13 protein-coding genes are annotated in these 18,838 nt (G+C 69.3%); 9 read left to right on the top strand and 4 right to left on the bottom strand.

Going from position 1 to position 18,838, the window contains the following annotated elements; genetic code table 11:
* The first annotated feature begins 28 nt into the window (after positions 1 to 28).
* The 6 genes from GXW79_RS01200 (at position 29) to GXW79_RS01175 (ending at position 7,886) form a co-directional block, all read left to right on the top strand.
* Positions 29 to 1,003, top strand: coding sequence for a tripartite tricarboxylate transporter substrate binding protein (locus GXW79_RS01200; protein ID WP_211872378.1), 975 nt, complete (start codon positions 29 to 31; stop codon positions 1,001 to 1,003).
* A 74-nt stretch (positions 1,004 to 1,077) separates the two neighbouring features.
* Complete coding sequence (locus GXW79_RS01195) at positions 1,078 to 2,061, top strand: Bug family tripartite tricarboxylate transporter substrate binding protein (RefSeq protein ID WP_211872377.1); 984 nt, start codon at positions 1,078 to 1,080, stop codon at positions 2,059 to 2,061.
* A 12-nt stretch (positions 2,062 to 2,073) separates the two neighbouring features.
* Complete coding sequence (locus GXW79_RS01190) at positions 2,074 to 4,143, top strand: hydantoinase/oxoprolinase family protein (protein WP_211872376.1); 2,070 nt, start codon at positions 2,074 to 2,076, stop codon at positions 4,141 to 4,143.
* A complete protein-coding gene (locus GXW79_RS01185) occupies positions 4,140 to 5,741 on the top strand; it encodes a hydantoinase B/oxoprolinase family protein (protein ID WP_211872375.1) in 1,602 nt (533 codons plus the stop codon). Before GXW79_RS01190 ends, GXW79_RS01185 begins: the two co-directional genes overlap by 4 nt.
* A 45-nt stretch (positions 5,742 to 5,786) precedes the next feature.
* On the top strand, positions 5,787 to 6,179 hold the full coding sequence (locus tag GXW79_RS01180; RefSeq protein WP_211872374.1) for a RidA family protein: 393 nt from the start codon (positions 5,787 to 5,789) through the stop codon (positions 6,177 to 6,179).
* 78 nt (positions 6,180 to 6,257) lie between these two features.
* Complete coding sequence (locus GXW79_RS01175) at positions 6,258 to 7,886, top strand: thiamine pyrophosphate-requiring protein (protein WP_211872373.1); 1,629 nt, start codon at positions 6,258 to 6,260, stop codon at positions 7,884 to 7,886.
* A gap of 10 nt (positions 7,887 to 7,896) precedes the next feature.
* On the opposite strand, the gene GXW79_RS01170 is transcribed toward GXW79_RS01175, so the two are convergent.
* From GXW79_RS01170 to GXW79_RS01155, 4 genes are all read right to left on the bottom strand, one after another.
* Positions 7,897 to 8,679, bottom strand: coding sequence for an SDR family NAD(P)-dependent oxidoreductase (locus tag GXW79_RS01170; RefSeq protein WP_211872372.1), 783 nt, complete (start codon positions 8,677 to 8,679; stop codon positions 7,897 to 7,899).
* Positions 8,676 to 9,350 (bottom strand): cyclase family protein, encoded by a 675-nt coding sequence (locus GXW79_RS01165; RefSeq protein ID WP_211872371.1) that lies wholly within the window; start codon positions 9,348 to 9,350, stop codon positions 8,676 to 8,678. The genes GXW79_RS01170 and GXW79_RS01165 overlap by 4 nt, the downstream gene beginning before the upstream one ends.
* An 11-nt stretch (positions 9,351 to 9,361) precedes the next feature.
* The gene (locus GXW79_RS01160; protein WP_211872370.1) at positions 9,362 to 10,345 is read right to left on the bottom strand and encodes a tripartite tricarboxylate transporter substrate binding protein; all 984 of its coding nucleotides are present in this window, start codon (positions 10,343 to 10,345) and stop codon (positions 9,362 to 9,364) included.
* 336 nt (positions 10,346 to 10,681) lie between these two features.
* Positions 10,682 to 11,674 carry a 2-hydroxyacid dehydrogenase gene (locus tag GXW79_RS01155; protein ID WP_211872369.1) on the bottom strand — a complete coding sequence of 331 codons (993 nt, stop codon included), beginning with the start codon at positions 11,672 to 11,674 and terminating at the stop codon, positions 10,682 to 10,684.
* Positions 11,675 to 11,842: 168 nt separating this feature from the next.
* Here GXW79_RS01155 and GXW79_RS01150 point away from each other — a divergent pair, with 168 nt between their 5' ends.
* Genes GXW79_RS01150 through nifJ form a run of 3 tightly spaced genes read left to right on the top strand, consistent with a single transcriptional unit; the run spans position 11,843 to position 18,368 of the window.
* Positions 11,843 to 13,117, top strand: a complete 1,275-nt coding sequence (locus GXW79_RS01150; RefSeq protein WP_211872368.1) for an MFS transporter — start codon at positions 11,843 to 11,845, stop codon at positions 13,115 to 13,117.
* A complete protein-coding gene (locus GXW79_RS01145) occupies positions 13,114 to 14,751 on the top strand; it encodes an NAD(P)-binding protein (protein ID WP_211872367.1) in 1,638 nt (545 codons plus the stop codon). The genes GXW79_RS01150 and GXW79_RS01145 overlap by 4 nt, the downstream gene beginning before the upstream one ends.
* Positions 14,748 to 18,368, top strand: a complete 3,621-nt coding sequence (gene nifJ, locus GXW79_RS01140; protein WP_246503597.1) for a pyruvate:ferredoxin (flavodoxin) oxidoreductase — start codon at positions 14,748 to 14,750, stop codon at positions 18,366 to 18,368. The genes GXW79_RS01145 and nifJ overlap by 4 nt, the downstream gene beginning before the upstream one ends.
* Positions 18,369 to 18,838: the final 470 nt, after the last annotated feature.

The raw sequence follows: 18,838 nt of genomic DNA, 5'->3' as shown, positions 1-18,838 counted from the left end.
GCGGCGCGCGGCTTGCTAGGCAAGGTCCATGATGAATCCCCTTCCCCCTCGTCGTGCCGTGCTGGGTCTCGCCGCGACCACCCTGGCCTTTCCGGCCATCGCGCAGGATGCCTGGCCGCGCCGTACGCTGCGCGTCATCGTGCCCTATTCGCCGGGTGGTGCGACTGACACGGTCGCGCGGCTGCTCGCCGAGCGTCTCACGCGCGCGCTCGGCCAGGGCGTGGTGGTCGAGAACCGGCCCGGCCTTGCGGGCACAATCGGCGTCGATGCGGTGGCGAAATCCGCGCCGGATGGCTACTCGTTGGTCATCGGCACGACCAACCAGGCCATCAATGAGACCCTGCAGCCGCGACGCCCCTTTCGGCTGATGACGGACCTTGCGCCGGTCGCGATGCTGGACAGCTTCCCCTTCGCGCTCGCCGTCCCCAACCGCCTGCCGGTCACGACGCTGGCGGAGCTCGTGGCGCATGCCCGGGCGCGGCCCGGGGCGCTCAACTACGCCTCTTCCGGCCCGGGCTCGGCGCTGCACCTGACCGTGGAGCGGCTCTGTGCGGAGGCCGGCGTCACCATGCAGCACATCCCCTACCGCAACTATGCCGAGGCGCGGACCGGGCTGATCGCGGGCCAGATCGACCTGCTCTTCGATGCGGTGTTTACGCTAGCGCCGCTGATCCGCGCAGGGCAGATCCGTGGCATCGCCACCACCGGCCTCGCGCGGGCGGCGCTGCTGCCGGAGCTGCCGACGCTCGCCGAGACCTTGCCCGGCTTCGAGGCCGGTCTGTGGAACGGCGTCTTCGCGCCCGCCGCCACGCCCGCGCCGGTCATCGAGCGGCTGCATGGCGAGATCAACCGCATCCTCGCCGATGCGGAGATGGTGGCGGCACACACTGCGCTCGGCGCCGTGGTGTCGCCGATGAGCGTTGCCGAATTCCGCGCCTACCTCGACTCCGAGATCGCGCGCCACGCCGCGGTGGTCGCGGCCGCCGGGGTGCAGCCCGAATGAGCCAGATGGACGACACCGCAACTCTCGGGCAGCGTTGCCTCGGGAGGCCGCCATCCGTGACTGCTGGAGGTCCGATGATGCGCACCACACGCCTGTCCCGCCGCGCCATGCTGGCCGTGCCCCTGCTGCTCGCGGCAGGCCATGCCCGCGCGGCCTGGAGCCCGACGCAACCCATCCGCATCTTCAACGGCTACCCGCCCGGCGGGTCCGTCGACATCGTCTTCCGCGTCGTCGCCGAGGGCGTGCTGCGCCTCACCGGCAAGACCATCGTGCAGGAGGTGCGCTCCGGCGCCTATGGCTTCATCGCCGCCCAGGCCGCATCCCGCGCCACACCCGATGGCTATACGCTGGCGAGTGCCATCATGGGCATGATGTGCGTGTCCCCGGTGCTGCCAGGCAGCATCATGCCCATCGACGTGGACCGCGACCTCACCCCGGTCGCGGCACTCGCCGGCACGCCGATGGCGCTGATCGCGCGGCTCGACGCACCCTTCTCGGACCTCGAGGGGCTGGCCCGCTACGCGCGCGCGCAGAATGGCGCCGGCACCTTCGCCTCGGCCGGCAATGGCTCGACCAATCAGCTCGCCGCGGCGCATCTGCTGCATGAGCTGGGGGTCGAGATGACCCATGTCGCCTATCGCGGCGGCGCGCCGGCGGTGATGGATGTCGCGGCACGGCGCGTCGATATCTTCATGGCCAATGTCGCCGAGGTCGCGCAGCTGATCCGCGCGGGCGAGGTGAAGGCGCTGGGCATCACCTCGGCGACGCCGGTCGCGATGCTGCCCAACCTGCTGCCCTTCGCCGTGCAGTATCCCGCCCTCGACATCAACAACTGGTTCGGTGTGGCCGGGCCGGCCAACCTGCCCGACGACATCCGCGCCGGCCTCGCCGAGCTGTTCGCCCTCGCCCTGGCCGATGCGCAAACGGCGCGCACCCTGCGCGAGCGTGGGCTGGAACCGATGATCGAAAGCGGGCCTGCCTTCGTCGCGCGCATCCGGCGCGACCGCGAGCGCTGGCGCGCTGTCGCCATCGCCGGCAACATCCGCTCCGACGGGTAATCAGGATTTTTCATGGCGCGCTATTCGCTCGGTATCGACATCGGCGGCACCTTCACCGACCTGGTGCTGCTGGACCCGGAGACCGGCCGCACCGCGATCTGGAAGGAAAGCACCACGCCCGATGACCCCTCGCGCGGTGCGATGGGCGGGCTTGCGCGGCTGCTCGATGCAAGCGGGATCGCCGCCGCCGAGATCGGGCGCGTGGTGCACGCGACGACGCTGTTCACCAATGCGCTGATCGAGCGGAAAGGTGCGGCGACGGGTCTCATCACCACGGCCGGTTTCCGCGACATTCTCGAGATCGGGCGCGAGCGGAAATACGAGCTCTACGACCTGTTCCTGGAAATGCCCAAGCCGCTGGTCCCGCGCCCCTGGCGGCGCGAGGTGCCCGAACGGCTGAACGCCGATGGCAGCGTGGAGATACCGCTGGATATCGAGGCGGTGCTGGCCGAGGCCGCGGCGCTGGTGGAGGCGGGCGTCACCAGCCTCGCCATCTGCTTCCTGCACGCCTATGCGAACCCCGCCCATGAGCGTGCGGCGGCCGCAGCGATCGCGGCGCGTTTCCCGGCGCTGAGCCTCTCGCTCTCCTGCGACGTGGCACCCGAGATCCGCGAATACCCGCGCATGGCGACCACCGTCGCCAACGCCTATGTGCGGCCTATCGCGGAGGTCTATCTCGACCGGCTGGAGGCGGCGCTAAAGGCGTCCGGCGTGCCTGGCGCGCTGTTCCTGATGCTGTCCAATGGCGGCCTCACCCATGGCGCCGAGGCCAAGCGCGCGCCGGTGCAGCTGCTGGAGAGTGGGCCAGCCGCGGGGGCCCTCGCCGGCGCCTGGTTCGGTCGCAAGGCGGGGCTGGACCGCGTGCTCGCCTTCGACATGGGCGGCACCACGGCGAAGCTCGCGCTGGTCGATGACGGGGAACCGCTGGTCGCCTGGGGTTTCGAAGCCGCGCGCACCAAGCGCTTCCTGCGCGGCAGCGGCCTGCCGGTGCAGATCGCGACGGTGGAGCTCATCGAGATCGGCGCCGGCGGTGGCTCCATCGCGCGCGCCTCCGGGCTTGGCACATTGCAGGTCGGCCCCGACAGCGCGGGAGCCGAACCGGGCCCGGTCTGCTACGTGCGCGGCGGCACGGCACCCACGGTGACCGATTCCGACCTCGCGCTGGGCTACCTCAACGCGGATTTCTTCTTGGGCGGCGCGATGCGGATCGCGATGGCGCCGGCGCAGGCCGCCCTCGGCGCGCTGGCGGCGGGGCTGGGGATCGAAGCCTCGCGCAGCGCCTTCGGCATCCATGACGTGGTGAACGAGACGATGGCCGGGGCCGCGCGCGTCGCCATCGCAGAGCGCGGGCGGGTGCCGCGAGATTACGCGCTGCTGGCCACCGGCGGTGCGGCGCCGGTGCATGCCTGGAACGTGGCGGAGAAGCTCGGCATCGACCGCGTGCTGTGCCCGCCGGGTGCGGGGGTGGGCAGCACCATCGGGATGCTGATGGCGGCCGCGCGCGTCGATCGCGTCGCCTCCTACACCACCGTGCTCGCGGCCGCGGATTGGACTCGCATCGCGGCCATCTTTGAAACGCTCGAGGCCGATGCGCGCGCCGTGGTGCGCGACACCGGCGCCGATCTCGCGCGGCAGAGCGTGCGCCGTCTTGCCGACATGCGCTATGTCGGCCAGGGCTCGGAGATCACCTTCGCCGTGCCCGAGGCGATGGATGCGGCCTGCGTGCTGGCCGCCTTCGAGGCTGCCTACAGGCAGCTCTTCGGCCGCACGCCGCCGGGCGCGCAGGCGCAGTTCGTGGCGTTGCGGCTGGCGCTGACCGCGCCGATGCCTGGCGCCGGCGGCTCGCTCATCATCACCGGCGCGGCCGGGACCGCCCCACTCAAGGGCCACCGCCCGGTCCATTTCGAAGCCGCGGGTGGCGCGGTCGAGACGCCCGTCTATGACCGCTATGCCCTGCCGATCGGCTCCGTGCTGCACGGACCCGCCATCTTCGAGGAAAACGAGAGCACCTTCGTCGTCGGCCCGAACGCGCAGATCACCGTGTTGCCGGATGGTGCCATGCTCGCGGAGCGCCTGCTATGACCCGTACCTTCGACGCCGTCGAGATCGAACTGCTCTGGCGCCGCCTGATCTCGCTGGTCGACGAGGCCGCGGCCGCGCTGGTGCGCACCAGCTTCTCCACCCTGGTGCGGGAGAGCTACGACTTCTCCTGCATCGTCACCGACGCCGCCGGCCAGTCGCTGGTGCAGGCGACCGAGAGCATCCCGAGCTTCATCGGCACCCTGCCCGAGACGGTGAAGCATTTCCTGCGCGCCTTCCCCGAGGAGACGCTCTCGCCCGGCGACGTGCTGATCACCAACGACATCTGGCTCGGCACGGGGCATCTGCCGGACATCACGGTCGCCAAGCCGATCTTCCTCGACGGCAGGCTGGTGGCGTTCAGCGCGTCGACCGCGCATGCGCCCGACATCGGCGGCAAGATCCGCAGCCCCGAGCCGCGCGAGGTGTTCGAGGAGGGCTTGCAGATCCCACCGCTGCGCCTGATGCATGCCGGCCGTGTGGACGAGACGCTGGTCGCGATGATCCGCCAGAATGTGCGCACGCCGGAGCAGACGCTGGGCGACCTCTGGGCGCAGGTCGTCGCCCTGGATTTGATGGAGGAGCGCCTGCTCGTCCTGATGGCGCAGGCGAAGCTCGACCACCTGCGCGACCTCGCCGCCGACATCCACGGCCGCTGCGATGCGGCAATGCGCGAGGCGATCCGCGCCCTGCCCGACGGCACCTACCATTCCTCGTTGCAGACCGATGGCGTGGCCGACCGTCCCGTGACGCTGAAGATGGCGCTGACCATCGCGGGCGACGCCATCACGGTGGACTACGCCGGCACCGACGCCCAGGTCGATCGCGCGATCAATTGCGCGCTCTGCTACACCTATGCGATGACGATGTACGGCATCAAGGTGTGCACCTCCGCTACCTTGCCGAACAACGAAGGTGCGTGGCGGCCGATCACGGTGCTCGCGCCACCGGGATGCATCGTGAACCCGCAATTCCCGGCCTCCGGTGGCTCGCGCATGCTGATCGGACATTATCTGCCGATGCTGGTCTTCGGCTGCCTCGGCCAGGTGGTCCCCGAGCGCGTGATGGCCGCCTGCGGGTCGCCGATGTGGGGCATGAACCAGTCCGGCCAGCGCGAGGGGGGAAAACCCTACGCCAACATGTTCTTCTTCAACGGCGGCATGGGCGGCAACACGCGCGGCGATGGGCTCTCCTGCCTGTCCTGGCCGTCCAACGTCTCCTCCACCGCGGTCGAGATCAGCGAGCAGATCGCGCCGGTTCTCATCCGGCACAAGCGGCTGCGCCAGGGCAGCGGCGGCGATGGCCGTCATCGGGGCGGGCTGGGCCAGGAGATCCTGTTCGAGAACCGCTCACCGACGCCGATCGCCGTCTCCTTCCTCGCCGAGCGCACCATCTTCGCGGCCTTCGGCATCGAGGGTGGGCAGGCCGGCGCACCGGGCGTGCTGGAGATCAACGGCGAACGGGTGGACCCGAAGCGGCAATACGTGCTGCGGCACGGAGACACGGTTTCGATGGCGACCCCCGGCGGCGGCGGCCACGGCCCGCCCGCCGAGCGCGACGCCGCGGCGCGGCAGGCCGATCGCGACGCCGGCTATGGTTGACGCTGGGCCCTTGCGGGAGGCGCCGTGCTTGCGCACTCTCGCGCCATGACCCTGACCTTCACGAACCCGGCGGGTGTCCACCCCCCGGCCCCCTCCTACAGCCACGTGGCTTTGGTCACCGGGCCGGGCACGCGCCTGGTCATGTCCGGCCAGGTCGGCGTGACGCCGGAGGGTACGACGCCCGCCGATGCCGGTGCACAGATCGACCAGGCGTTAGCCAATCTGCTCGCCAATCTCGCCGCCCACGACATGCGACCGCACGACATCGTCAAGATGACGGTTTTCCTCACGGACGCTGGTCTGATCGGGGAATTGCGCGCGCGCCGCGCGGCGCTGATGCAGGGTGCCGCACCCGCGAGCACGTTGCTCGTGGTGGCCGCGCTCGCTGCGCCGCAATGGGTGGTCGAGATCGAGTGCGAGGCCTTCCGCGCAGGCTGACCGCGCGCGCCTGATCCCGCCCCTTGGCCTCTCCTGCCTGCCACGCGCATAGTCGGGTAAAAGCAGGAGGAAAGCGGGATGAAACTCGGCGCCGCCATTGCGGAGATCATGAAGCGCGAGGGGATCGAGATCCTCACGGGCTATCCGGTCAACCACCTCATCGAATTCGCCGCCGCGCGCTACATCCGCCCGGTGATGGTGCGCCAGGAACGCATCGGCCTGCATATGGCCGACGCGATTTCGCGCGTCACCTCGGGGCGCAAGATCGGCGCCCTCTGCATGCAGCACGGCCCCGGTGCCGAGAACGCCTATGGCGGCGTTGCGCAGGCCTATGGCGAGAGCGTGCCGATCCTGGTGGTGCCGATGGGCTATGCGCGGCGCATCGCGCATATCGACCCGAACTTCAATTCCACCATCGCGATGAAGGGCATCTCGAAGTCGTCCGAGCCCGTCTTCATTGCCGCCGAGATCGGCAACATCATGCGCCGAGCCTTCACCCGCCTGCGCAATGGCCGCGGCGGACCGGTCATCGTCGAGGTGCCAACCGACATGTGGAACGAGGAGGTTCCCGAACCGCTCGACTACACACCCGTCATGGCAACGCGCTACGGGCCGGACCCGGCCGAGATCAAGCGCGCGGCGGCGCTGCTGGCCAATGCGAGGCACCCAGTCATCTACGCTGGCACCGGCGTGCATTGGGCCGAGGCCTGGCCGCAGCTGCGCACGCTGGCGGAGCTGTTGGGCGCGCCGGTGACGACCAGCCTCGGCGGCAAATCGTCCTTTCCCGAGGATCATCCGCTCTCGCTCGGCTCGGGCGGTCTGGCGATGCCTCGGCCGGTGCGGACCTTCCTTGACCGCGCCGACGTCGTGCTCGGCATCGGGTGCAGTTTCACGGAGACGAATTTCGGCATCCGCATGCCCAAGGGGCCGCGCTACATCCACGCCACGCTCGACCCGATGCATCTGAACAAGGACCTGCGCGCCGAAATCGGGCTGATCGGCGATGCGTCCCTGACGCTGGACGCGCTGCTCGAAGAACTCGCCGGCCAGGTCCAGCCGCGCGACTACAGCGCCACGGCCGCGGAGATCGCCGCCGGGCACGAGGCCTGGATGGACGAATGGATGGGCAAGCTCACCGCCGGTTCCGCACCGCTCAACCCCTATCGCGTGCTGTGGGACCTGCAGCACACGGTGGACATAAAGAACACGATCATCACCCATGACGCCGGCAGCCCGCGCGACCAGCTCAGCCCGTTCTGGCGCGCGACCGAGCCGCTGAGCTACCTCGGCTGGGGCAAGACGACGCAGCTCGGCTACGGGCTGGGCCTCGCGATGGGGGCGGAGCTCGCCAAGCCCGAGAAGCTTTGCATGAACGTTTGGGGCGACGCGGCCATCGGTTTCACGGGCATGGACTTCGAGACCTGCGTGCGCGAGCGCATCCCGATCCTGTCGGTGCTGCTGAACAACTTCTCCATGGCGATCGAACTCAAGGTCATGCCGGTCAGCACCGAGAAATACCGCAGCACGGACATCTCGGGCGACTATGCCGCGATGGCGCGCGCCTTCGGCGGCCATGGCGAGCGGGTGACGGAGCCCAGCGAGATCGTTCCCGCCATCCGCCGCGCGATTGCGCAGACGGAAGCAGGCGTACCCGCGCTGCTGGAATTCATCACCAGCAAGGAAACGGAGGTGTCACGGCACAATTGACCGGTCGAGATCAGGCGCCCTCGTTCGGATCATACAGCACCCCGCTCGAGGCGAAGCCGCCATCGACGTTCAGGATGTGCCCGGTGATGAAGCCGCAATCGGGACCGCACAGGAAAGCGACGGCTGCGGCGATGTCCTCGGGCGTGCCGTAGCGCTTGATGGCCATGCGGCCGAGGAATGCGGCGCGCTGGCGCGGGCCATGCGCCGTGCGCGCAATCTGCGTCGGCCCCGGGGCGACGGCGTTCACCGTGATGCCGTATTCCGCCAACTCGGCCGCCAGCACCTTCGTCAGCATCTCGATGCCGCCCTTGCTCGCGCCGTAGGCGGCTCTCCCGGTGCCGCCGAACTGACCAGAGACGGAGGAGATGGTGACGATGCGGCCGCCACGCGCCTCTTCCGGGCCGCATGCCATGGCTCGGCCGGCCGCCTGCGCAGTCACGAAGCAGCCGATGAGGTTCACCCGCAGCACGCGCTCGAAATCACCCAGGGACATCTCCAGCACAGGCTTTCGATCGGTGATGCCGGCATTGCAGACGGCGATGCGCAGCCGCCCGAAACGCGCCTCAGCCTCGGCGACTGCGGCCGCCGCCAGATCGGGTTCCGCCACGTCCATCGCGAAAGGCTGCGCGGTTCCGCCCGCGTCGCGGATGCCGGCGGCGACCGCCTCGGCCGCGGCGGCGTTGATGTCCGCGACCAGCACTTCGGCGCCGTCGCGCGCGAGCCGCTGCGCGATCCCGGCGCCGATGCCGGACCCGCCGCCGGTGACCAGCGCAGCCTGTCCGGCGATGCTCACGGCGCGTCCTCAATCGCGATGACGCGCGCCGGCGCGCCATCGGAGTCAGGGATCTTGATGGGCAGGCCGACCACCTGGTTTCGTGGCCGCGTCAGCGCACCCATGTTGCACAAGTATTCGAACATGATCACGCCGCGCTTGAGCAGGTGGAAATGCGTGACGTGCTCCGGCAGCGGCGGCCGCGCCTCGCCGGTCAGGAAGTGGCGGATGCAGTGATCCTGCGGGAAGTCGAAGCCAACCGCCTTCACCCCCTGGTCGTAGAGCCAGATCGCGCCCTCCGCCGTCATCCACGGCGCGTGCAGCCAGTACTCCGGAGTGTCGATGCTGGCGCGCTCATCCCAGCGCGTGCGGATCAGCGCGAAGTCGCCGCGCCGCACATGTGCGCCGGCGGCCGCGATCGCCTCGCCGCGGATCGGCTGGTTGGCGGGGATGGCGGAGACGTCGATCACCGCGCCCGGCCCGACCGTCATGTCGGGGGTAATGGCGTCGGTGGTGAAGCCCTCGGGGTCCACGTGGCGGGGGCTGTCCATATGCGTGAAGGAGTGGAGGTTCCACCCCGCCCAGGTGCCCTGCCCGGCGCCGGTGTCGTGGCTCTTCAGCAGCCGACGCTGGACGTCGCTCCAGCGGAAATGGCCGGTCTTCACAGCGGTCGACAGGTCGATCACGCGCACTACGCTTCTCCTCAGCCGTCGCGCCAGGGGCGCTGGCGCCAGACGTCGCGCAGCGATTCCGCCTCGCGCAGCACCAGGTCCCGTGTCTCGGCCGGGCCGCGGTAGTGCAGCGGCACGAACAGCCGCTCCGCCTCTGCGATCCAGGCCGGGTCCCGCATTGTCGCCTCGATCATCGCCTCCAGGCGACGGCGGATTGGCTCGGGCGTGGCGGCGGGGGCAACCAGGCTGCGTACCACGCCGGTGTCGATCGCGTAGCCGGCCTCGCGGAAGGTCGGCACCTCCGGCGTCATCGCAAAGCGCTGCGGGCCGGCGGCGGCCACCGCGCGCACGGAGCCGTCGCGGATCAGCGCCACGCTCTCGCCCATGTTCATCGACGCGACCTGGATGTGGCCGCCGATCAGCGCCGTGACCGTCGGCGCCTGGCCGGCGAAGGGCACGTGGTTGAGGCTGATGCCCGCCGCACGCTCCAGCGCCAGCATCAGCAGGTGATCATCCGAGCCGATGCCCGCGGTGCCGACGGCGATGTCGCCTGGCCGCGCCTTCGCCTGCGCGACCAGGTCTTCGAGGCTGCGGATGGGACCGTTCGGGGCGACATGAAAGCCGCCAGGATCCTCCACGATGGTGGCGAGGTAGGCAAAGTCCGTCAGGGCGTAGCGCGGCTGTCGCTCGATGGTGATGGTCTGCAGGCTCGGCGTGATGACCGTGCCGAGCGTGAGGCCGTCGGGCGCGGCGGTCGCCATCGCGGTGTAGCCGATCTCGCCGCCCGCGCCGCCACGATTCACGATGACGAACCGCGCGCCGGGCAGGTGCCGCTCGAAGTGGCTCACCATGGCGCGGATGTTGATGTCGGTGCCGCCCCCTGGCGGGAAGGGAACGATGATCTGGATGGGCCGCTCGCGTGGCCAGGCCGGCTGCGCCTGCAGGATCGTCGGCGCGGCAAGGCCGGCGCCCAGGGATGCGGCCAGCAGGCCGCGTCGCTTGATGGACAGGGACATGGTTTCCTCGACGCGCCTCATCACCGGACGGTTGCGCCAAGGCTAGGCCGAAAGCGTGCTGCACACCAAACCGGTGCGGGCCGGTCGGGCAGCCCCGATGTGTCGCGCGGTACGCTGCCGCTCGCCTACGCTTGCGAATTCTCCGACAGCGTGGTGGTCTACGAGTTGAACTTCGCGATCGACAACTACGCCGCGATGCTGCTCGCGCGCTCGGCGATGTTGATGCGCGTGGCAGCGGGATTGCGCGACAGCGGCATCCGGATTGGCGCCTCGGCGGCGGACATCTGCGTCGTCGCTGGCGCCAACCCGGCGCGTGGAATTCTTGGCTGCGCCGGACTAGCCGGCGGACGGTGCGGCGATCTCATGCACCGCGCGCCCAGTCGCGGCGAAGGCCGCAAGGTTAGCGATGGTGGTCTGCGCTATGGCGGTCAACGCCTCGGCGGTGAAAAAACCCTGGTGGCCGGTGACCAGCACGTTGGGGAAGGTCAGCAGGCGGGCGAAGACGTCGTCGCCGATCATCGCGTCGGACTTGTCCTCGAAGAACAGCCCCGCCTCCTCCTCGTAGACGTCGAGGCCGAGATGGCCGATGGCGCCGGTCTTCAGGCCCGCGATCACTGCCGCCGTATCCACGATGGCGCCGCGGCTGGTGTTGATCAGCATCACCCCGCGCTTCATGCGCGCGATGGTCGCGGCATCGATCAGGTGCCGCGTCGCGGGGGTGAGCGGGCAGTGCAGCGTGAGGATATCGGCCTCCGCCAGCACCGCGTCCAGCGGCAGGTAGGCGATGCCCAGCGTCGGGTCGGGCACCGGGTCATGCGCGATTACCCTGCACCCCATCCCCAGCATGATGCGCACCATCGCCGCACCGATCCGCCCGGTGCCGATGATGCCGACGCAGCGCCCGCGCATGTTGAATCCAAGCAGGCCCTCGAGGGCGAAGTTTCCCTCCCGCACGCGCAGCCAGGCTCGGTGGATGTTACGGTTCAGGGCCATCATCATGGCCAGCGCATGCTCGGCCACGGCATCGGGCGAATAGGCCGGCACATAGGCGATGGTGATGCCGCAGCGCTGCGCCGCGTCAAGATCGACATTGTTGTACCCCGCCGCCCGCAGCGCGACGATGCCCACGCCCAGCGCCTTGAACTCGGCCAGCACGGCCGCGTTCACCTGGTCGTTGACGAAGGCGCAGACAGCGTCGGCGCCTCGCGCCAACACTGCCGTCTGCGGCGTCAGCCGCGCCTCGAGGAAATCCAACTCATGCGTCCCCGACGCGGCGGCACCGAGGAAGTGCTCGTCATAGGGTTTGCTGCTGAAGACCGCGACATGCATGGCGAGCGCCTCCGTGTTCCGCCTGTGTAGCCGCGGCGCCGCAGGGGGTGAGAGCGTCGGAAACTACGCAGGCAGGGGGCGCGAGCGGCGGCGCCTCGGTACTTTCCGAACCTGCCCCGCGATGCGCTACCGCGACTAACCTCTGGCCAACGAACAGGAGCAGACGCCATGGCCGAGACGATCGCGATCGCCCCACCGCTGCTCCTGGCGCCGCCGCGCGCCACGGCGGCGGAGCCCCGCACGATGTACATCATCGCCTGGGCGCTCTGCCTGGTCTTCTACTTCCTGCAATACGCGATCCGCTCCGCGCCGGGCGTCATGATCCCCGAGCTCACCGCCGCCTTCGGCCTGACCACGCTCGGCGTCAGCGCGCTGCTGGGCATGTACTACTACACCTATGCCGGATTCGCGCTGATCTCGGGCGCCTCGCTCGACCGCTTCGGCGCCAAGCTGCCGATCTTCATCGGCCTGCTGGCGACTGCGGCGGGCAGCGTGCTGTTCGGGCTGGGCTCGATCAGCTCGGTCGAGGGCGGGAGGCTTTTGCAGGGCGCGGGATCGGCCTTCGCCTTCACCGGCGCGGTCTATCTTGCGGTGCACGGGTTCTCCGCGAAGTGGCTGGCCACCGCGGTGGGCTTCACGCAGCTGGCCGGGATGCTGGGTGGCTTCGCCGGGCAATTCGCGGTGGGACCGCTGGTGCATGGGCCGATCGCCTGGCAGTCCTTCTGGTTCATCGCGGGTGCGGCGGTCGCGATCGTCGCGGTGCTGATGCTGATCGTGACACCGGCCAACCATGAGCCCGCCAAGGGCTCGATCTGGACGATGTTCGCACCATTCAAGGTGGTGCTGGCCAATCCGCAATCCTGGCTCTGCGGCCTGATCGGCGGGCTGCTGTTCATGCCGACCACCATCGGCGACATGATCTGGGGCGTGCCCTTCCTCCATCTCGGCGAAGGTGTCGCGACGGGTGAAGCGGTCACGCGCGCCTCGATGGTGCCGCTCGGCTGGGTGATCGGCGCGCCGCTGCTGGGCTACATTGCGGACCGTATGGGGCGGCGGAAGCCCGCGCTTTATGGCGGCATCGCGTTGATGCTGCTCTCGGGCGTGGGCATCGCCTGGTTCGGCCATGTGATCCCGCCCTATCTCGGCGGCTTGGTCTTCGGCATCGGCTCGGGTGCCGCGATGATCCCATACGCAATGATCAAGGAAGCGAACCCGGACCGCGTGAAGGGCAGCGCCACGGGGGCGATGAATTTCCTGGTGTTCAGCTGCTCCGCGCTGCTCGCCCCCGCCTTCGGCTATGCGTTGATGCGGATCGCGAACGGCGCGCCGCTCTCGGCCGATGTCTTCGCCCAGGCCAATTTCATCTGGCTGGGCGCGATCCTGCTCGCGCTGGTCCTGACCTTCGTGCTGCGCGAGACCGGTGCGAAGGAGGTCCGGGCATGACCGCTCTCCTCGCCGACTTCACGCCGACCATCGACCTGCTGCGCCAGAAGGGCACCGGCCCGGCGCGGACAAAGCATCCCGAATGGGTCGCACTGCTGCCGCCCTGCAACGCTGCCTGCCCGGCCGGCGAGGACATCCAGGCGTGGCTCGACCTCGCCCAGGCGGGGAAATTTCGCGAGGCGTGGGAGGTGATCCTGCGCGACAACCCCTTCCCTGCCGTGCATGGCCGCGTCTGCTATCACCCCTGCGAAACCGGCTGCAATCGCGCGCAGCTCGACAGCGCGGTGAGCATCCATGCCGTCGAGCGCTTCCTCGGCGACATGGCGTCGGCCCAGGGCTGGGTGCCGCGCATCACCGCCGCGCCGAGCGGCAAGCGCGTGCTGGTGATCGGCGCCGGACCCTCGGGCATGGCCGCCGCCTATCACCTCGCGCGCGCCGGCCACACGGTGGAAATCCGCGACGCCGGGCCACTGCCGGGCGGCATGCTGCATTTCGGCATCCCCGCCTATCGCCTGCCGCGCGAGGAGTTGATGAAGGAGGTCCGGCGCATCGAAGCGATGGGCGTGACCATCACGGTGAACCACAAGGTGACGGACCTGCTGGCGGAACAGGCGGAAGGCCGCTTCGACGCGGTGTTCATCGCGATCGGCACGCAGATCGGCAAGCGCATCGACATCCCCGCGCGCGATGCGGCGAAGGTGTTCACCGCCATCAACTTGCTGCACGACGCGGCCGCCGGCACCGCGCCAAAACTCGGTCGCCGTGTCGTGGTCTATGGCGCGGGCAACACGGCGATGGATGCCGCACGCACCGCCCGGCGGCTGGGCGCCGAGGAGGCGATGATCGTCTTCATCTCCGACCGCGCGCATATGGAGGCGCATGCCTTCGAGGCGCAGGAGGCGCTCGACGAAGGCATCAAAATCCATTGGCTCAGCAGCATCCACGACATCGGCGCGGGCGCGATCACGGTGGAGCGCATGGCGCTCGATGCCGAGGGACGCGCGCAGCCGACCGGCGAGATGGAGACGCTCGCCGCCGATTCCGTGGTCCTCGCCCTCGGGCAGAAGGCTGATACCGGCTTCCTCGGCGCCATCCCCGGCATGGTGATCGGCGCGGACGGCAATGTGCAGGTCGATGCCGGCATGATGACCGGGCATGCGGGCGTCTTCGCCGGCGGTGACATGGTCTCCGGTGACCGCAGCGTGACCGCAGCGGTGGGCGGCGGCAAGAAGGCCGCTCGCCATATCGACGCCTGGCTGCGTGGCGTGACGGTGGCCGCACAGCCGCCGCGCACCGGCATCAGCTTCGATATGCTGCACCTGCCGATCTACGCCGATGCCCCACTCGCGACCCAGCACGAGCTGCCGGTCGGCGCGCGCATGGGCGCGAGCTTCGTCGAGACCACGGATGGCCTTGCCGAACCCGCCGCGCGGCACGAGGCGCAGCGCTGCCTCTCCTGCGGCAACTGCTACGAGTGCGACCAGTGCTTCGCATCCTGTCCCGAGCAGGCGATCGTCAAGCTCGCCCACGGCGCCGGCTATGACGTCGATCTCGACCACTGCACCGGCTGCGCCATCTGCTTCGAGCAATGCCCCTGCCACGCCATCGACATGGTCCAGGAAGCCCACGCATGAACGCCCTGTCCCCCATTCTCCAGACCGCCACGGCTACTCACGCCAAGGCAACGATGGACGGCAACACCGCCTGCGCGCATGTCGCCTACCGGGTGAACGAGGTCTGCGCGATCTACCCCATCACGCCCTCCTCGACGATGGCGGAACTCGCCGATGAATGGGCCGCCGATGGGCTCACCAACATCTGGGGCGGCATCCCGGTGGTCCAGGAGATGCAGAGCGAGGGCGGTGCCGCCGGCGCGGTGCATGGCGCGCTGCAATCGGGCGCGCTGACCACCACCTTCACCTCCTCCCAAGGGCTGCTGCTGATGCTGCCCAACATGTTCAAGATCGCGGGTGAGTTGACCTCCTGCGTCTTCCATGTCGCCGCGCGTTCGGTCGCGACCCAGGCACTGTCCATCTTCGGCGACCATTCGGATGTGATGGCGATCCGCTCCACCGGCTTCGCGCTGCTCTCGGCCGGCTCGGTGCAGGAGGCGCATGACATGGCGCTCATCGCCCAGGCCGCGACGCTCGAGAGCCGCGTGCCCTTCATGCATTTCTTCGACGGCTTCCGCACCTCGCACGAGCTGAACACACTGACCCTGCTCGATGATGCCGAGATCCGCGCGATGATCCCCGAGCCGCTGGTCTGGGCGCATCGCGCGCGGGCGCTCTCGCCAGAGCATCCGGTGATGCGCGGTACGGCGCAGAACCCGGACACCTTCTTCCAGGCGCGCGAGGCCTCCAACCCTTTCTACGCCGCCACACCCGCGATCGTGGACGCCGCCATGGCGCGCTTCGCGACCCTGACCGGGCGCCGCTACCGGCTGTTCGAATATGCCGGGGCGCCGGACGCCGAGCGGGTGGTGGTGCTGATCGGCTCGGCAGCGGAGACCGCACGCGGCACCGCCGCCGCGCTTGCGGGCGATGCGAAGCTCGGCGTGTTGCAGGTGCGGCTCTACCGGCCATTCTCGGCCACGCATTTCCTCGCAGCACTGCCGATCACGGCGCGCGCCGTGGCGGTCCTGGACCGCGTCAAGGAACCCGGTGCTACCGGCGAGCCGCTCTACCTCGACGTGATCGCCACGCTGGCGCAAGCGGTGGCGTCGGGCACCCGCGCCGTGATGCCGCGCGTGATCGGTGGGCGCTATGGCCTGTCGTCGAAGGACTTCACCCCGGCCATGGCGAAGGCCGTGTTCGACGAGCTGGGCAAGCCGGCGCCGCGCCATGGCTTCACCATCGGCATCGACGACGACATCACGCATACCAGCCTCACCTTGGACCCGCACTTCTCCATCGAGCCATCGACGGTGACGCGTGCGGTCTTCTACGGCCTCGGCTCGGACGGCACGGTGGGCGCCAACAAGGGCAGCGTGAAGATCCTGTCCGAGGATGCGGGCCGCTACGCGCAGGGCTACTTCGTCTATGATTCGCACAAATCCGGCGCGCAGACCGTCTCGCATCTGCGCTTCGGGTCGGCGCCGATCGAGGCGCCCTACTTGATCGCGCAGGCCAGCTTCGTCGGCTGCCACCAGTTCGAGTTTCTCGAGCGTGTGGACGTGCTTAGCCTGGCCGCACCAGGCGCGGCCTTCCTGCTCAACTGCCCGCATCCGGCAAGCGAGGCCTGGGCGCATCTGCAGCGCACGGTGCAGCAGGACATCATCGCGAAGCAGCTGCGCCTCTTCGTGATCGATGCCACGAAGGTGGCGCGCGACGCGGGCCTTGGCGGGCGCATCAACACCGTGCTGCAGACCTGCTTCTTCGCGCTCTCGGGCGTGCTGCCGCGCGACGAGGCGATCCGCCGCATCAAGGCCATGATCACGCACAGCTACGCCGAAAAGGGCGCCGCCGTGGTGGCGCAGAACAACGCGGCCGTGGACCAGGCGCTGGCCAACCTGCACGAGGTGACGATCCCCGCGAGTGCCACCAGCACGCTCGAACGCCCGCCCATCGTGCCGGACGCCGCCCCCGCCTTCGTCAAGCGGGTGACCGCCGCGATCATGGCCGGGCATGGCGATGCGCTGCCGGTGAGCGCGATGCCGGTTGACGGCACCTTCCCCGTCGGCACCGCGGCCTGGGAGAAGCGCAACATCGCCGAGGATGTGCCGATCTGGGACACGGAGCTCTGCATCCAGTGCGGCCAGTGTTCCATCGCCTGCCCGCATTCGGTGATCCGCGCGCGCTTCTTCGACACGGTCCGTCTCGTCGACGTGCCCAAGACCTTCAAGACGGCGCCGGTGAACGCGCGCGGCTATCCGGACTCACGATTCACCCTGCAATTCTATGTCGAGGACTGCACCGGCTGCGGATTGTGCGTGGAGGTCTGCCCCGCGCATGCACCGGAGGATCCGAAGCACCGCGCGATCAACATGGCGCCCAAGGGCCCGGTGCTGGCGGCCGAGCGGGACAACATCGCCTTCTTCGAAACGCTACCGGTGAACGACCGCGCGCTGGTCGATTTCGCCGATGTGCGCGGCGTGCAGTTCCTCGAGCCGCTGTTCGAATTCTCCGGCGCCTGCGGCGGCTGCGGCGAAACGCCCTATCTGCGCCTGCTCTCGCAGCTGTTCGGCGACCGCGCGCAGATCGCCAATGCCACCGGCTGCTCCTCCATCTATGGCGGTAACCTGCCGGTCACCCCTTGGGCCAAGGACAAGGCCGGGCGCGGGCCGGCCTGGTCGAACTCGCTGTTCGAGGACAATGCGGAATTCGGCCTAGGCTTCCGGCTCGCCGCCGACATGCACCTCGCGCTTGCCATCCGGTTGCTGCGGCAGTTGGCACCTCAGCTGGGCGCAGACCTGGTCGAAGCCGCGATCGCCGCGCCGCAGATCCGCGAATCCGAAATCGTCGCGCAGCGCCAGCGCGTGGCGGCGCTGCAGACGCGGCTGCTGGCACTCGGCGACGCACCCGGCGCGCGCGACCTGCTCTCCGTGCTCGACCACATGGTCCGTCGCAGCATCTGGCTCGTGGGTGGCGATGGCTGGGCCTATGACATCGGCTTCGGCGGGCTGGACCACGTGCTCGCTAGCGGCCGCGACGTGAACGTACTGGTCCTGGACACGGAGGTGTATTCCAACACTGGCGGCCAGGCCTCGAAGGCCACACCTTTGGGCGCGGTCGCGAAATTCGCCGCGGCCGGCAAGCGCACTGCGCGCAAGGACCTCGCCCTGCAGGCCATCGCATACGGCAATGTCTACGTCGCGCAGGTGGCGATGGGGGCGAACCCGCAACACACGCTGCTCGCCTTCCGCGAGGCCGAGGCTTGGCCGGGGCCTTCGCTCATCCTCGCCTACAGCCACTGCATCGCGCATGGCTATGACCTGCGCTACGGGATGAAGCAGCAGGACCTGGCGACGGCCTCGGGCTACTGGCCGCTGTTCCGCTTCAACCCGGCGATGCGCCGCGCCGGCGAGGCGCCCTTCCGCCTCGACAGCCCCAGGCCCGCCATCCCGCTGAAGGACTACGCCTATAACGAGCTGCGCTACCGCAGCCTGGTGAACACCCGGCCGGACGAGGCCGCAGTGCTCCTCGCGCAGGCGCAGTTGGCGGTGTTGGAGAAATACGCGGATTACGAGGCGCTGGCCGCGCGCGACGGCAGCCGCTTCCATGCCGATGCCCTGACGACGCCCGTGGCATGAATCGCCGTCTGGTCGGGCCGGCGCCGGGGCGTCGCGGTGGCGCTCACCGCGCGTGCGAGACGCGGCATAGGCGAATAGGCGTGCGAAGCCGCCTCCCCTCACGCCAGGCTCCCCCCGTACCGCCCGGCATGCCGGACCTCATCCGGCACGCGACGCTCGCGCCCAACTTCCACAACAGGCAGACGTGGCGCATCCGGGTGCGCGCTGAGGGCGTGGACATCCTGCCGGACCTCGCGCAACGCACCATGATGGTCGACCCCGATGACCACCATCTGTTCGTGAGCCTTGGCTGCACGGCGGAGAGTTGTAGGGGCGCTGCGATCAGGCCCGGTCGGCGAAGCGATGTATGGGCGGAATGGATACTGGGCTCCCAGTTCAATCCGAAAGAACGGCCTGCTTCAGCTGGGCGTTGTGCGACATGGGGAATTCCTCGAACGGGGGCATCGATAAGCGGCTTGCTCGAGCGACGG

It is taken from the genome of Plastoroseomonas arctica, assembly GCF_018128965.1.
In the GTDB taxonomy this organism is placed as follows: Bacteria; Pseudomonadota; Alphaproteobacteria; order Acetobacterales; family Acetobacteraceae; genus Plastoroseomonas; species Plastoroseomonas arctica.
This window is presented reverse-complemented; position numbering and strand designations above follow the sequence as displayed.